The sequence below is a fragment of the Nocardioides sp. NPDC087217 genome (assembly GCF_044744805.1).
Lineage (GTDB): Bacteria > Actinomycetota > Actinomycetes > Propionibacteriales > Nocardioidaceae > Nocardioides.
Window position 1 is genome coordinate 1,029,547 of record NZ_JBIUZB010000001.1, and the last position, 14,584, is coordinate 1,044,130.

Genomic DNA, 14,584 nt, shown 5'->3' on the forward strand with positions numbered 1-14,584 from the left:
CTAACCAGCCCCTATGCCTCATTCCTCCATGCCGGCCGTCGCCGAGATCCTGCGCCTGCGGGCTCCGTTGAGCCTGCAGGTCCTGCGCGCCGCTTTGAAGGGCAAGCGAGTGCTGCTGACCGAGGAGGAGCTGCTCGCCGTGCTGAACTCGGGCGGCTTCGTCGAGGGGCCGCCGGGGCAGTGGAGCCTGGCTCCGGCCTCGACCGCGGCGCCCGTGCCGGCTCGGTTCAACCAGGCCTCGCTGGCTTCGCGTGCCGGGGTCGAGGGTGACGTACTCCTGAAGGTGCTGGACGCGCTGGTGACCGACCACCCCGAGGTCAACTGGGGTGCGCTGCGGGACCGGCTCGAGTCGGGCGCCGATGTGGCGGTCTCCGACCGCACGCTCGGGCTGCTCGAGGAGGGCGTACGCCGCTTCGAGGTCGCCCGGCTGAAGGCCGAGAAGCAGCAGGCCGAGGAGCGTGCCCGGGAGGCCGAGCGGCGCCGAGAGCTGCAGCAGCTGGCCGAGAGCGAGGTCGCGATGCTGCGCGCCGAGCTCGACGACGAGCGCCGGCGCGCCCACGACGCGGCCCTCGAGCGGGACCGGCTGCGGCAGGAGGCCGAGAAGCTGGTGGCGCTGAAGGAGCAGGAGACCGCCTCGTGGGTCGCCACCGCCGCGGGCGGGTGGATGCTCGACCTCGGCGCGCCCGAGACCTTCGGCGAGGAGAAGCTCCGTCAGGCGCTCGGCCAGCTCGAGTCGGCGCTGGTCGTGCTCAACGTGAGCATCGGGTCGCGCGAGCTCGAGGCGGTCGTGGTGCATCCGGGTGGGGTCGCGGTCATCGAGCAGCACGACATCCCCTCGACCGCCGGCATGGTCGAGGTGCCGGCCGCGGGCGCGGCGTCCGTCGACGGCCGTCCGCTGGAGGTCGCCGACCCGCGGGCCGATGTGCTCGCCGCCGTACGTCTTCTACAGAAGACCGCTTCCCTCGATCTCGCCTACCTGCCCGTGCTCGCCTTCCAGGGGCCTGCCGAGGCCGAGGGCGAGGACGTGCTCGTCTGCCTCACCGCCGAGGTCGACCTCGCCGTCGACGACATGCTTCACTCCCAGTCGTCGCGGGTCTCGGCCGACGACGCGGTGGCGCTGCTGGCTAAGCTCGGGGTGCCGGAGCTTCCTCAGCCACCCTCCGGTTTCTGACTCTCTGCCGAGACGTCAGTTACGTCGGCCGAGTTGGCACACGTGTGCGCACTCGAACGACGTAACTGACGCTTCGGGCGACGGGGGTGACGCCTCGGCAGGTCAGAGGAGACCGGCGGCGCGGGCTGCTTCGGCGTAGGCCGCGGCGAGGGTGGGGACGGTTTCGTGGGCGTTGAGGCCTGACGGGTTCGGCACGACCCAGAGCTCGGCGCCGGCCAGCGGCTCCGGCTGGAGGCCCTGCTTGGCCTTGGGGCGGTTGAACGCGGTCCGGTAGGCGGTGATCCCGGCGATCGCGACGACCGCAGGTTTCCTCCGTGCGACCAGGGAGAACAGCTCGGCGCCGCCCTCCTTGAGCTCAGCGTTGCTGAGCTCGGACGCCTTCGCGGTGGCGCGACGGACGATGTTGGTGAAGCCGATGCCGCGGGCTCGGAAATAGTCGCGGTCCTCCGGCGTCATCCCAGCCGAGGCGTCGATCGGACGGGTGGTGATCCCGGCGCGGAAGATCGCCGGATAGAACCGGTTGAGCGGGTGCGCGAAGTGGGTCTGGGTCGCTGCCGTCCACAGGCCGGGGTTGATGCCGACGAAGAGGAGGCGAAGCGGCTGGTCGTCTGCCGGAAGGAGGTCGGGTACCGAGGCGCCGTAGTAGGTCTGGAGCTCGGCCTGGGTGAAGCGGGCCACGGCGTGATCCTTCCATCTCCGTAACGACGTACCGGTCGGGGGTGCAACAGCCGGGTGCCGTGGGGAGTATGTGAAATATGCACCCCACGCGTCTTCTCCCACTCGCACTCGCTGCGACGGCGCTCCTGGTCTCCGCCTGCGGCACCGCCGAGGAAGCGACCGACCCGGGCACGAGCCCGTCGGCCTCGCCTTCCGGCACCCCACTGTCCCCAACTGGTTCGGCCAAGCCGAAGCCCCAGCCCGAGCCGTCCCGCCCGCCGAGCTCGGAGAAGCCCGTACGCGGCCTGGTCTCCGCCGGCGGCGCGGCCGAGGGCGACCTGGAGAAGACCGCGACGCCCCTCCCGGACGAGGCTGCGATCAAGGCGTACGCAGCCACCCTCGGCACCTCGCTGCAGGCGTCCTTCACCACCGAGGCGACCAGGCTGCTCGCCCACGTCCCGGCGGGCCAGCGGCTCTACGCCCAGACGGTCTACGACGGCTGCGAGGCCCCGGACCCGGCGACGATCACGGCCGGGACGACCGGCGATGACGTGGTCCTGAGCGTCACGCCGCCGAAGAGCACCAAGATCCAGTGCCTGGTCGCCGAGCGATCGGTCGCGTTGCTGAGCACCGACCTGCCCGTCGGCTAACGTTCCCCGCGTGGGGGAGCCGTGGAACACCTTCGTCGAGGGCGACAACCTCGACGTTCTTCGGGCGCTCTCGGTCGCGGGGGAGAAGTTCGACCTGATCTACATCGACCCGCCCTACAACACCGGCAGTCTCTTCGCCTACCACGACGACCGGCGCGGTGAGGACGGCCGTCGGGCCGGTCGCCACGAGGCCTGGGTCGCGATGATGAGGCCCCGGCTGCAGGCGGCGCGCACCGTGATGTCGGAGCGCGCGGCGATCTACGTCTCCATCGACGACAACGAGGCCGCCCACCTCAAGGTCCTGATGGACGAGGTCTTCGAGGAGCGCAACCAGCTCGCGCAGATCGTGGTCAACCTCAACCCCAAGGGCCGCCAGCTCGGCAACGGGTTCGCGACGTCCCACGAGTATCTGCTGGTCTACGCCAAGGACGCCCGGGCCTGTGCGCTGGAGTCGAGCATCCCCGAGGCCGTCAACGAGCAGGACTTCCCGCTGGTCACCGACGACGGGCGCCACTACCGGCGGCTGCCGCTGCGCAACACCAACAAGAAGTTCAACCCGGCAACCGCCAGGACGCTCCACTTCCCGGTATGGGGCGACCCGGAGACCGGTCGGGTCGGGATCGAGCCGTTCGAGGGCGGGCAGGAGATCTGGCCGGTCTTCGGTGACGGCCGTCCCGCGGTCTGGCGGTGGAGCGCCCCGCTGATCGCGGCCCGTCCCGACGACCTGATGTGCCGTCGGGTACGCGGGAAGCTGGGGGAGCGGGTCGACGTCTATCAGCGCGACTGGCTCTCCCGAGACGCCTCCGGTGACGCGAGGCGGAAGAAGCTCACCACGATCTGGATGGCCGAGGAGATCGGCTCGACCGACACCGCCGTCGCGGAGCTGAAGTCGCTGGTGGGGCCGCTGTTCGAGTCGCCGAAGCCGACCGGCCTGATCCGGCGGATCCTGGCCACGATGCCGGCCGACGCGCGGGTCCTCGACTTCTTCGCCGGCTCCGGCACCACTGGCCACGCGGTCGCGCTGGCCAACGTGGAGGACGGGGCGCGGCGTACGTGCTGGTCCGTCCAGATCGCCGAGACCACCCGGCCCGGCTCGAACGCGGCCAAGGCCGAGATGGCGTACGTCTCCGACATCACCCGCGCGCGCCTGCGGGCCGTGGTCGCGGCCCACGGGAACGGCGGCGCGGAGGGGTTGGTCGAACGCGACATGGGTGAACTTCTCGAAATATCTGGCGTGACGCGGGGCGCGTAGGAGGGCAGGATCGCGACCATGGCTCTCAGCGTCCCCCGCCTCCGGATCGGCTCGACCGAGATCATCGCCCTCGCCGACGGCGAGGGCCCGTTCTTCTCCCCGCGCGCCGATGCCTTCCCTGAGGCCACGGCCGATCAATGGGCCGAGGTCGACCGCTACGATCCGGGCGCGGTCGACGCCGAGGGACGCTGGCGGCTCCAGTTCCGTGCCTATGCGATCCGCAGCGACAAGGGCCTCACCGTCGTGGACGCAGGGATCGGTCCAGCGGACAGCCCGGCTGCCTCGTGGGCGCCCGTGCCCGGTGTGCTTCCCCGGTCGCTCGACGCCGCGGGCATCGACCCGGCCGAGGTCGACACGGTCGTGCTCACCCATCTGCACACCGACCACGTCGGCTGGGCGGTCGTGACCGAGGCCAGCGGCCGCCGCCCCTATTTCCCGAACGCTGAATACCTGCTCCAGCGGGCCGAGTACGACGCCCTCGACGCGCTCAACCCCCGGCTTCGCGAGACCCTCACCGACCCGCTCGCGGCGGCCGGCCGGCTCCGGCTTCTCGACGGCGACACGCCCCTGCGCGCCGGGCGTACGGTCGCCACGCCCGGTCACACGCCCGGGCATCAGAGCGTGCTGGTTGCCGAGGGGCGCGAGCTGGTGCTCGTCACCGGAGACCTCCTGGTGCACGCGCTGCAACTGCTGCACCCCGAGCTCGCCTACTCGAACGAGATCGACCCTGAGGCGGCCAGGCGCTCGAGGGAGCGCATGCTCAACCGCGAAACCGCCACCACGCTTCACCTGGCGACGCCGCATCTGACGGAGCCGTTCATCTCGGCGTGATCGCGCCACTGGGTGAACTTCTCGAAACATCTGGTAACCGAGTTACACGGGGCGCGTAAAACGCGGCATCGTCTGGGGGCGACCGAACACCTCACCTCGGGAGACCCCCATGAAACTCCGTGGCCTGTTCATCCTCGCCTGCGGCGCGCTCGTGCCGCTCACCGTTCCGGCGGCAGCACACGCCGAGACCTACTCCCAGCCGCTCTCGACCGCCATCGGCGACCTCCCGGTCGCGGCAGAGAACCGCACCGGCTACAGCCGTGACCTCTTCCAGCACTGGATCGACGCCGACGGCGACGGCTGCAACACCCGCAACGAGGTGCTGATCGCGGAGGCCGAGGAGGCCCCCACGGTCAGCTCCAGCTGCTCGCTGTCGGGCGGCCGCTGGTACTCCTACTACGACGGACTGTCCTGGACCCTCACCAGCGACATCGACATCGACCACATGGTCCCGCTCGCCGAGGCCTGGGACTCCGGCGCCCGCACCTGGACCTCGACCGAGCGCAAGAACTACGCCAACGACCTCGGCTACTACGGCTCCCTCGTCGGCGTCACCGACAACGAGAACCAGGAGAAGTCCGACGCCGACCCGGCCGAGTGGATGCCCGACCTGCAGAAGTGCCGCTACCTGAAGGAGTACGTCTCGGTGAAGATCCGCTGGCGCCTCTCCGTCGACAGCACCGAGAAGTCCGCCCTCACCAACCTCACCTCCGCCAACGGCTGCGGCAGCCAGGCTGTCTCGGTGACCCTCGCCCGCTGACCCCGCGCCGAGTCCGCAGAAGTGGCGGCCGAATCCGTAGAAATGGCGGCCGAGATCCCGATCTCATTCGCCAGTACGACCGATTCGGCCGCCACAACTGAGGACTCGGCTGCCTTAGGATCTGCGGCATGGCGTTCTCTGCTCCGCGAGTCACCCGTGAGCAGGTGAATTCCGACGTACGTCGCCGACTGGCGCGATTGAAGTCGAAGCGGTGGCACGTGCTGCAGGCCGCTGGGGCGGCCGGGGTGGCCTGGTTCATCGCGGCCACTCTGCTCGGCCACGCCCAACCCGTCTTCGCGCCGATCGCGGCGGTGGTCAGCCTCGGCACCTCCTACGGCCAGCGGCTGAGGCGAGTGACCGAAGTGACCATCGGGGTCGCGCTCGGGGTGTTCCTGGGCGACGTCGTGGTGCAGGTCATCGGCGAGGGCGCCTGGCAGATGACCCTGGTGGTCGCGATGGCCATGGCGGTGGGGATCTTCATCTCCTCGGGCCAGGTCTTCCGCAACCAGGCCGCGGTGCAGTCCATCTTCGTGATGGGGCTGCTGCCGACGCCCGGCGCGGCGTTCACGCGCTGGACCGACGCGCTCATCGGCGGTGCGGTCGCGCTGGTCGCGGCCTCGATCGTGCCCGCCGCGCCGCTGCGGCGGCCCGGTGAGCAGGCGGCCGTGGTCGCCAAGAAGATCGCCTCGCTGCTGCGCGCCGCCGGCCAGGTGATGCTCGACGCGGACGCGGTCCACGGGCTCAAGGTGCTCGCCGACGCGCGCGCCACCGACCCGCTGATCCGGGAGCTGCAGGACGCCTCCGACGAGGGCATGTCGGTGCTGGCCGTCTCGCCGTTCCGGTTCCGACATCGCAGCCACGTGCATCGGATGGCCGAGCTCGTCGAGCCGCTCGACCGTGCCCTGCGCAGCACCCGGGTGCTGGTGCGGAGGGCGGCGGTGTCGGCCTACCGCGGGGACGTGGTGCCGGAGAGCTACTACCAGCTGGCCTTCGGGCTCGCCGACGCCGTCGATGTCGTCGAGGCCGAGCTCGCCGCGGGCCTCGGCCCGGACGGACTGAGTGGGGAGGCCAGGTCGGTGCTGCTCGCCGTCGGCGAGCACTCGGCCGAGGTGGAGCGTACGGAATCGCTCAACGCCGAGGTCATCCTCGTCCAGATCAGGTCGATCATCGTCGACCTGCTCGGGGTCACCGGGATGGGGCAGTTCGAGGCGACCGACGCCCTGCCGCCGTTACCGCCTCGCTGAATGCTCACCGAGGTAACTCGGCGAACGCGTACTGACTTCGGGGAACTCCACGAGGGAAGCGACGGCTGACCGAGGTACCTCGGTCAGCATCCCGCTAGAGCGACCCGCGCAGGTCGCGTACGACCGAGTCGACGACCGCGACCAGGTCGCCCTCGGTGGACGCCGCGATGGCCCGTTGTCGCTGGTAGGAAGCACCTTTGTGGATGATGTCGTGCACCCCGGCGAGCTCCTTCTCGCAACCCAGGCGCGCGGCCACCGGCTCCAGGCGCACCAGCAGGTCCGCGAGGTCGTCGGTGACCAGCCGCTCCTCGGAGGCGTCGTTGAGGATCACGATCGCGTCCAGGCCGTAGCGCGCGGCGCGCCACTTGTTCTCCTGGACGTGCCACGGCGGCATCGTCGCCACCGGCTCCCCGGCCGCCACCCGGGAGTCCAGGTCGACACAGAGACAGTGCGCCAGCGCGGCGATCGCGGCCAGCTCCTGGATCGTGGAGACCCCGTCGCAGATCCGGTTCTCGATGGTGCCGATCCGGGGCGAGGGCCGGATGTCCCAGCGGATCTCGCTGATGTCCTCGATCACGCCGGTGACCGTCTGGTCCGAGACGTACGCCTCGAACTCCTGCCACGTCGAGAACTGGAACGGCAGCCCGGCGGTCGGCAGCTGCTGGAACATCAGCGCCCGGTTGGAGGCGTAGCCGGTGTCCATGCCCGCCCAGATCGGTGACGAGGCCGACAGCGCCTGGAAGTGGGGGTAGTAGGTCAGCAGCCCGTTGAGGACCGGGAGCAGCCGGTCACGCTCCGGCATCCCGACGTGCACGTGGACGCCCCAGATCAGCATCTGCCGGCCCCACCACTGGGTGCGGTTGATCAGCTCCTGGTAGCGATGCCCCGCGGACAGCTCCTGCCTGGTCCAGGACGCGAACGGGTGGGTGCCGGCGCCGAAGAGATCCACGCCGAGATCGTCACCGGCGCGGACCACACCGGTGGTCGTCTCGCGGATCTGGTCCATGGCCTCCTCGACCGTTTCGCAGACCCCGGTGACGACCTCGACGGTGTTGCGCAGCAGCTCTTTGTGGATCCGCCCGGGGTGGGGAACCCGTGCCTTGGCCCGGGCGAAGATGTGGTCCGCGACGTTGACCAGGTCCCGGGTCTCGCGGTCGACGAGCGCGAGCTCCCACTCGACGCCGAGCGTCGGCCGGGGGGAGGGATGGAAGTCGATCCGCATGTAACGAGCGTTCCTTGCACGGGCCCGTTTGTCGAGCATCGTGAATGCCTGTCGTTCACCGGCCCGATGGCACCCTGTGACGGTGGACGCGCGTGAGGTGAACCTGACTCTGGACTTCTGCCTCCGCGTCGGTGAGCTGCTGATCTCGACCGGCGCCGGGGCCGCTGACGTGACCGCGACGATGAGGTCGCTCGCCCAACATCTGGGCCTCCGCGGCGCCGAGGTCGACGTCACCTACACCAGCCTCTCGATGAGCTATCAGGCCGATCCCGAGGCCATCCCGATCCACACCACCCGCCAGGTCAAGAACCGCACCATCGACTACGACCACCTGACCGCCGTCGACCACCTGGTCCGTCAGGTCGTACACGACGAGGTCGACCTCCAGGGCGCCCGGATCGCGCTCGGCCGGATCATCTCCGGCGGTCACCGCCGGCCACGCTGGGCGGTGACGCTCGGCATGGCGATCATGGCGGCCGCGTTCACCGTCTACGTCGGCGGTGAGCTCCGAGTCGTCATCCTCGCCTTCATCTCCGGTGCCGCGATCGACCAGCTGCAGCACTTCCTCCACCGCCGCTGGCGGCTGCCGCTCTTCTACCTGCAGGTCGCCGGCGCGGGTCTGGCCACGCTGCTCGCGGTCATCGCCGCGGCGCTGCCGCTGGATCTCGACGTCTCCACCTCGATCGCCGCCAACATCACGGTGATGCTGGCCGGGATCAGTTTCATGGGTGCCCTCCAGGACGCCCTGACCGGATTCCACGTCACCGCCAGCGCCCGGATCATGGAGGCCCTTGTCTCCACGGCCGGCATCATCGCCGGGGTCACCGGCGGTCTGGTCTTCGCGGGCGCGGTCGGGGTGCCGATCGACGGTGCGGTCTCGGGCGGCACCACGTCGCTGCAGTCGATCACGCTCGCCACCGCGGGTGGTGCTGTCGGCGCCGCGGCCTTCGCCTACGCGGCGTACGCGCCCAAGCGGACGCTGCTCCCGATCGCCGTCATCGCCGGCGTCGCCGTGATCCTGTCGATCGTCGTACCCGGCGACGTCGGGCGTACCTGGCGGGTGGCGGTGGCGGCCCTCTTCATCGGTCTGGTCGCCTACTCGGTCGCCACCCGGCTGAAGGTGCCGCCGCTGGTCGTCGTGGTCTCGTCGGTGGTGCCGTTCCTGCCCGGCTACTCGATCTACCGCGGTCTCACGATGCTCGCCCAGGAGACGCCCGCGACCACCTCGGTCGGCCTGGTCGCCCTCTTCACCGCAGCCTCGGTCGCGCTCGCTCTCGCCTCCGGCGTCTACCTGGGCGAATACATCGCCCAGCCGCTCAGTCGCCGGTCGTGGCGGATCGAGACGCGCCTGTCCGGGCCGCGCCTGGTCGGTCCGCTGCGGAAGGATCGAGCCCCGGTGCCTGTCGCGGACACCGACTCATAGGCCGCTCAGCACCTCGAACCAGCGCTCGGGCGTCGTGTCGTACGGCGCCTGGCTCTCCTTGACCGCGAGGAAGACGCGCTCGGCGGAGTCCTCGGTCATCGAGATGATCTCGGGCGGATAGCCGTACTCGAGCTGGTGGTGCTCGAACTCGTCCTCGTCGTCGATGTAGACCGAGCCGTCGAACTTCTTGACCACGTCGAGGTCCAGGTCGATGCAGGTGACTGTCGAGTCCTGCCACACCGGCGGGGTGCACATGTCGACATATATCTGCGAGCTCACCCGGTTGTTGGGCCGGTTGAAGGCGGGGAAGTGGGCCGCGTCGTGGTGGGGGACCAGGCTGACCGACTCCCAGTCGGCGACCCAGCCATGACCGGGACGGGCGAATTCGGTGCCGATCGGGTGGCCGATCCACTCGCCGTGCTCGTCCTCGCCGAGGTAGAGGCCCGTGAAGGACCAATGAGGCCGGCCACCCCACTTCGTGAACTCGACACGAACAGGGTGACCGGCCTCGAAGCGCATGGCGCTCAGTCTAGGGATCAGCCGTTCTTCTTCGGCATCACATACTTGGCCCCCATCGCGATGAGGTCCTGGTAGCGCGAGCCGGTGAACTTGCCGAAGTTGTGGATCACGTGGGCGTCGAGGCCGACCAGCACGCGGGCCTGCTTCTTCTCGATGCCCTTGACGATGATCTCCGCGGCGCGCGCCGGCTCCATCTTGGCGAGCTTCTCGTCGAAGAACTTCGCGGTCGCGGCCTGGTCGTCCTTGGCCGAGACGCGGGCGCTGCGGGCGACCGCGGTCTTGATGCCACCGGGGTGGACCGAGGTGACGCCGACGTTGTGACCGTCGATCAGCATCTCCTCGCGCAGCGCCTCGGTGAAGCCGCGCACGGCGTACTTCGCCGCGTTGTAGAAGGCCTGGTCGGGCATCGAGACCAGCCCGAACAGCGAGGAGATGTTCACGATGTGCGCGTCGCCGGACTCGATCAGGGCCGGCAGGAAGAACTTCGTGCCGTGCACGACGCCCCACCAGTCGATGCCCATGATCCAGTCGATGTCCTCCCAGTCGAGGTCGTTGACCCGACCCGACAGCGCTACGCCGGCGTTGTTGATCACCACGTTGACCTGGCCGAAGTGGGCGATGACGCCCTCGGCGTACGTCTTGAAGGCCTCGCGGTCGGCGACGTCGAGCCTGTCCTCCTTGATCTCGCGGGCTCCGGCCTGCTTGGCGAGCTCGACGGTCTCGGCCAGACCGGCCTCGTTGACGTCGGAGAGCGCCAGCCGGGCGCCGCGGCCGGCGAGGTTGACCGCGAGGGCGCGGCCGATCCCGGAGCCGGCTCCGGTGAGTACGACTACCTTGTCGTCGAAGGACTTCATGCGGGGACACTCTCCTTGGTCGTGGTGGCGGCGGTGACGGCGTACTTGTCGACGTCGAACTTGCTGGTCAGGTGACGGAACAGGAAGGTGAAGCTCGGCCACAGGGTGGTGTTGCGGCCGTGCTCGTCGAGGTACCACGACGCGCAGCCGCCCTCGGACCAGACGGTGTTGTCCATCTTGCGCTGCAGGTCGTCGTTCCAGGCGGAGGTGGCGTCCTCGGTGGGTTCGACGGTCGCGTAGGAGTTGGTGCGCATGGTGCGGATCGCGTCGCGGATGTACGCCACCTGCGACTCGATCATGTAGACCATCGAGGAGTGGCCCAGGCCGGTGTTGGGGCCGACCACGAAGAAGAGGTTGGGGAACTCCGGAACAGTGGTGCCCTTGTAGGCGCTCATCCCGGTCTCCACGAACCGCTCGGCCATGGTGCGGCCCTTGTTGCCGGTGATCGCGTGGGCGATCGGGAGGTCGGTGGTGTAGAAGCCGGTGGCCACGACGAGGACGTCGATCTCGCGGCTGGTGCCGTCCTTGGCGACGATCGCGTTCTCGCTCACTCGGGCGATGCCGTCGGTGATCAGGTCGACGTTGTCGGCGGCCAGCGCCGGGTAGTAGGCGTTGGAGATCAGCGTGCGCTTGCAGCCGAGCGTGTAGTCGGGAGTGACCTTGCGGCGGAGCTCGGGGTCCTTGATGCCGCGGCGGATGTTGTTCTTCGCCATCAGCTCGTGGGCCAGGGTCAGCTTGGGCTGCACGGCGAGGCCGAGGACGCGGACCTCGAGGCCCCAGTAGACCGCCGCGCGGGCGAGCCGCTGGACGCCCGGGACGTGGCGGAAGGCGGCCTTCTCGAGCTTGGAGTAGCGGTGCTCGTTGCGGGGGAGGACCCACGGTGCGGTGCGCTGGTAGACGTCGAGGCGGGCGGCCTTCTTCTGGATCTCCGGGACGATCTGGATCGCGCTGGCGCCGGTGCCGATCACCGCGATGCGCTTCCCGGTGAGGTCGACGTCGTGGTTCCACTGAGCGGAGTGGAAGATCTCGCCCTGGAAGGTGTCGATGCCCGCGATGTCCGGGAGCTTGGGCTCGGAGAGCGCGCCGGGGCCGGCGATGACGGTGGTCGCTGCGTACGTCTTCTTCCCGGCCTTGCCCTCGGTCTCGACGAGCCAGCGCTGCCGGGTCTCGTCCCAGGTCGCGGCGGTCATCGCAGTGTCGAAGACGAAGCGGTCCAGCGTGCCGGACAGCTCGGCGACCTTCTTGATGTACGCCTCGATCTCCGGCTGGGGCGAGAAGCTCATCGACCAGTCGGGGTTGAGTGCGAAGGAGTAGCTGTAGAGCTGGCTGGGGACGTCGCAGGCGGCGCCGGGGTAGGTGTTGTCGCGCCAGGTGCCGCCGACGCCGGAGCCCTTCTCGATGACGACGAAGTCGCGCTCGCCGTCCTCTTCGAGCTTGATCGCCGCGCACAGGCCTCCGAAGCCGGCACCGACGATCAGGTGGTCGACATGGGTGAGGTCAGCAGTGGTCATACTTCGAGTATGGCTTGCCTATTGAACAGATGTCAATAGAATGGTGGGCATGAGCCAACGGACGAGACTGACGCCCGAGCAACGCCGCGAGCAGCTGCTCGATCTGGGCATTCGCCTCTTCGCGAACCACTCCCTCGACGAGATCTCGATCGACGTGGTCGCGCGTGAGGCCGGCATCTCGCGCGGGCTGCTCTACCACTACTTCGGCGACAAGATGGCCTTCCGTGAGGCGGTCGTGCGCCGCGCCGCCGACGCGCTCGTCGCCCAGACCGCCCCACCCGAGACGGGGGAGCCGGTCGAGCGCCTGCTGGCGTCGATGACGGCCTATGTGGACTTCGTCGACGCCAACTACGAGGGGTACGTCTCGATGGTCCGCGGCGCCGCCAGCGACCCCGTCCTGCGCCAGATCTACGACGACGCCTTCGGCGCTCTCGGGGCCCGGATCTTCAAGGCCGACGTCGACTTCGTCGTCGACACCCCCGCCGCCCGCTTGGTCGTCAGGGGCTGGCAGGCGATGTCGGAGGAGCTGGTGCTGTCTTGGAAGGCCGATCCTGCGGGGCTGTCGCGCGAGGAGCTGCTGGGGATGCTGGCGGGGTCGTTGCCGGTGCTGCTGGAGCTGCTGCCCGGGGCGGGTCCAGGCGAGCTGTAACACGTCGTTCGTAGCACTATCCGGTCGTTCCGAACGGGCGAGTAGTGCTGCGAACGACGTGTTACACGGGTGCGCATACACCCCGGTGGGTGTTCGCTATGCTCCGCTGGCCAGGCTCCGGGAGTGCCCGTGAGCCGGTTGAACTCGAGGAGTCCCCATGTCTTGGATTTCCGCCGCTCGAGGTGCGCGCAAGATGCGCCTCGTCGGTGCGGTCGCACTGGTTTCGGCTGTGCTCACCCCGGTCGCAACCAGTGCCCCGAGCGCGTCCGCCGATACGGCGCCGCCGTCGATCGCCTCCACCTCGTACCCGAAGTTCGTCGAGTCCTCTTCGATGCGCTGGCGTGGCACGCACTGGAGCGCGACTCCGTCCTTCCGGTGGACGCCGACGACCACGGCAGGCGTCGCGAAGTACCAGGTGCAGACCTGGCACGGGAAGCGGCGGGGGTCGATGGTCGGCATGGACTCCTTGGGTTCTGGCTACCAGTCGACGGTCGCCAACTACCCGGCGTCGCGCACCTCGGTCGCCGGACACATCTACTCCGGCGATCAGGTCTGCCGCCGCGTACGGGCCGTCAACAGTGCTGGGACGGTCGGCCGATGGTCGGGGTGGAAGTGCAGCTACGCTCCGCTCGGCACCGAGGAGTTCGAGCCGGGTTACGGCTTCGACAACGGTGTCTTCGACTACTACGCGAGGAACAACGGGGCGTCGAACAATCCGATGCGGTCCGCGAGCTACCTCGCCAAGGGCGTGCGGGTGAAGGTGCGCACCGGCCCGAAGTACGGCAAGGCGCGGATCCTCGTCGGTTCGACGCTGCTCGGCACGGTCAGCGGCTATGCGAGCAAGTCCGGCTACAAGGTCGTGACGCTGCAGAAGTCCGCCAACCTGACCGGCGCGATCAAGGTCCGGGCGATCTCCGACGACTCCCGACCGTTCAGGTTCGTCGGCCTGTGGGCGCTGCGGGCGACGGCCCCTCTGGGGTCGAGCAGGGTGGTCACCTGGCGGTCGCCAAGCGAGCTGTGGCCGGTCACGGACCCGGTGGAGAGCTCCGACACCACGCGCCCGAAGATGACCGGCTTCTCGCTGTCTCCGACGTTCCCGACAACCCGGAACAGCAACGGCTTCTACAGCGTGAAGGCGTCCTGGCGAGGCAGTGACAACGTCAAGGTCACCGGCTATGAGGTTGCGACCAAGCACGGCGGCTCGACCTCCTATTACGACGGCGGCTCGGGTGCGACGACCAGCACGTCGATGCCGGTCATCGTCGACTGGGCCGGCTCGGCGACCTGCCACCGGGTCCGGGCGTTCGACGCGGCCGGGAACTTCTCGCCGTGGACGAGCTGGAAGTGCTCGCATGCGCCGCTGATTCCGATCAGTGACTGGACCGCGAGCGCCGGTCCTGCGGTGGCAGGCAAGGCCTGGACGTCGGTGCGCATGCTCGACGACTACTACCACCGGCCGGCACGTACCAGAGATCGCTACTCGGCCAAGAAGCTGCGGATCCAATACCGAGTCGGCCCGAGGTGGGGTCGGGCGAAGGTCTATGTCAGCGGGACGTACTTCGGCACCATCAACGCCTACTCCTCCACGGTAGGGACCAAGTGGGTCACTCTCACCGCGACGCGTGAGGCGCACGAGCGGATCCGCTTCGTCCCGGTCACGACGAAGGACGTCCTCATCGGCAAGGTGTTCGTCATCCCCGACCCCGCGAAGAACCTGCCGCCGGCGCCGACCCGCGGCTGACCTGCTGTTACACCCCCGCTGCCCGTGCCGACCATCGCCAGGAGCCGGTCATCCCAGGACCGGCATGCAGATGACGGCCTGACAAAGGGAGGCCCGGAGC

General features: G+C 69.2%; 14 protein-coding genes. 9 read left to right on the forward strand and 5 right to left on the reverse strand.

The window, feature by feature from the left end; translation table 11 throughout:
* Nucleotides 1–13: 13 nt before the first annotated feature.
* Nucleotides 14–1,171 (forward strand): hypothetical protein, encoded by a 1,158-nt coding sequence (locus tag ACIO3S_RS05095; RefSeq protein WP_400460225.1) that lies wholly within the window; start codon nt 14–16, stop codon nt 1,169–1,171.
* A gap of 102 nt (nt 1,172–1,273) precedes the next feature.
* Here ACIO3S_RS05095 and ACIO3S_RS05100 read toward each other — a convergent pair whose 3' ends face one another.
* Nucleotides 1,274–1,849, reverse strand: a complete 576-nt coding sequence (locus tag ACIO3S_RS05100) for a mismatch-specific DNA-glycosylase (RefSeq protein ID WP_350716598.1) — start codon at nt 1,847–1,849, stop codon at nt 1,274–1,276.
* Between the two features lie 77 nt (nt 1,850–1,926).
* Here ACIO3S_RS05100 and ACIO3S_RS05105 point away from each other — a divergent pair, with 77 nt between their 5' ends.
* From ACIO3S_RS05105 to ACIO3S_RS05125, 5 genes are all read left to right on the forward strand, one after another.
* Nucleotides 1,927–2,478, forward strand: a complete 552-nt coding sequence (locus ACIO3S_RS05105; protein WP_400460227.1) for a hypothetical protein — start codon at nt 1,927–1,929, stop codon at nt 2,476–2,478.
* 10 nt (nt 2,479–2,488) lie between these two features.
* Nucleotides 2,489–3,730: a site-specific DNA-methyltransferase gene (locus tag ACIO3S_RS05110; protein ID WP_400460229.1), complete on the forward strand. Its 1,242-nt coding sequence runs from the start codon at nt 2,489–2,491 to the stop codon at nt 3,728–3,730.
* A gap of 18 nt (nt 3,731–3,748) precedes the next feature.
* Nucleotides 3,749–4,561, forward strand: a complete 813-nt coding sequence (locus ACIO3S_RS05115) for an MBL fold metallo-hydrolase (RefSeq protein ID WP_400460231.1) — start codon at nt 3,749–3,751, stop codon at nt 4,559–4,561.
* 109 nt (nt 4,562–4,670) lie between these two features.
* Nucleotides 4,671–5,321, forward strand: coding sequence for an HNH endonuclease family protein (locus tag ACIO3S_RS05120; protein ID WP_400460233.1), 651 nt, complete (start codon nt 4,671–4,673; stop codon nt 5,319–5,321).
* 128 nt (nt 5,322–5,449) lie between these two features.
* Nucleotides 5,450–6,565 (forward strand): aromatic acid exporter family protein, encoded by a 1,116-nt coding sequence (locus tag ACIO3S_RS05125; protein ID WP_400460235.1) that lies wholly within the window; start codon nt 5,450–5,452, stop codon nt 6,563–6,565.
* Nucleotides 6,566–6,659: 94 nt separating this feature from the next.
* Here the strand turns inward: ACIO3S_RS05125 and ACIO3S_RS05130 are convergent, their stop codons facing one another.
* A complete protein-coding gene (locus ACIO3S_RS05130) occupies nt 6,660–7,787 on the reverse strand; it encodes a glutamate--cysteine ligase (RefSeq protein WP_400460237.1) in 1,128 nt (375 codons plus the stop codon).
* A gap of 82 nt (nt 7,788–7,869) precedes the next feature.
* Between ACIO3S_RS05130 and ACIO3S_RS05135 the strand changes: the two genes are divergently transcribed.
* Nucleotides 7,870–9,210, forward strand: a complete 1,341-nt coding sequence (locus ACIO3S_RS05135; protein ID WP_400460239.1) for a threonine/serine exporter ThrE family protein — start codon at nt 7,870–7,872, stop codon at nt 9,208–9,210.
* Here ACIO3S_RS05135 and ACIO3S_RS05140 read toward each other — a convergent pair.
* The 3 genes from ACIO3S_RS05140 to ACIO3S_RS05150 are packed head-to-tail and all read right to left on the reverse strand — an operon-like array spanning nt 9,205 to nt 12,094.
* Nucleotides 9,205–9,729 carry a DUF402 domain-containing protein gene (locus tag ACIO3S_RS05140; protein ID WP_400460241.1) on the reverse strand — a complete coding sequence of 175 codons (525 nt, stop codon included), beginning with the start codon at nt 9,727–9,729 and terminating at the stop codon, nt 9,205–9,207. The genes ACIO3S_RS05135 and ACIO3S_RS05140 overlap by 6 nt on opposite strands.
* Nucleotides 9,730–9,746: 17 nt before the next feature.
* On the reverse strand, nt 9,747–10,583 hold the full coding sequence (locus ACIO3S_RS05145) for an SDR family NAD(P)-dependent oxidoreductase (RefSeq protein ID WP_350716615.1): 837 nt from the start codon (nt 10,581–10,583) through the stop codon (nt 9,747–9,749).
* Nucleotides 10,580–12,094: a flavin-containing monooxygenase gene (locus ACIO3S_RS05150; protein ID WP_400460243.1), complete on the reverse strand. Its 1,515-nt coding sequence runs from the start codon at nt 12,092–12,094 to the stop codon at nt 10,580–10,582. Before ACIO3S_RS05150 ends, ACIO3S_RS05145 begins: the two co-directional genes overlap by 4 nt.
* Before the next feature lie 49 nt (nt 12,095–12,143).
* On the opposite strand from ACIO3S_RS05150, the gene ACIO3S_RS05155 reads away from it, so the two are divergent.
* Together ACIO3S_RS05155 and ACIO3S_RS05160 are read left to right on the forward strand one after the other, a co-directional pair.
* Entirely contained in the window at nt 12,144–12,743 is a 600-nt protein-coding gene (locus ACIO3S_RS05155) for a TetR/AcrR family transcriptional regulator (protein ID WP_400460245.1), read from the forward strand.
* A gap of 157 nt (nt 12,744–12,900) precedes the next feature.
* Nucleotides 12,901–14,484: a hypothetical protein gene (locus ACIO3S_RS05160; protein WP_400460247.1), complete on the forward strand. Its 1,584-nt coding sequence runs from the start codon at nt 12,901–12,903 to the stop codon at nt 14,482–14,484.
* Nucleotides 14,485–14,584: the final 100 nt, after the last annotated feature.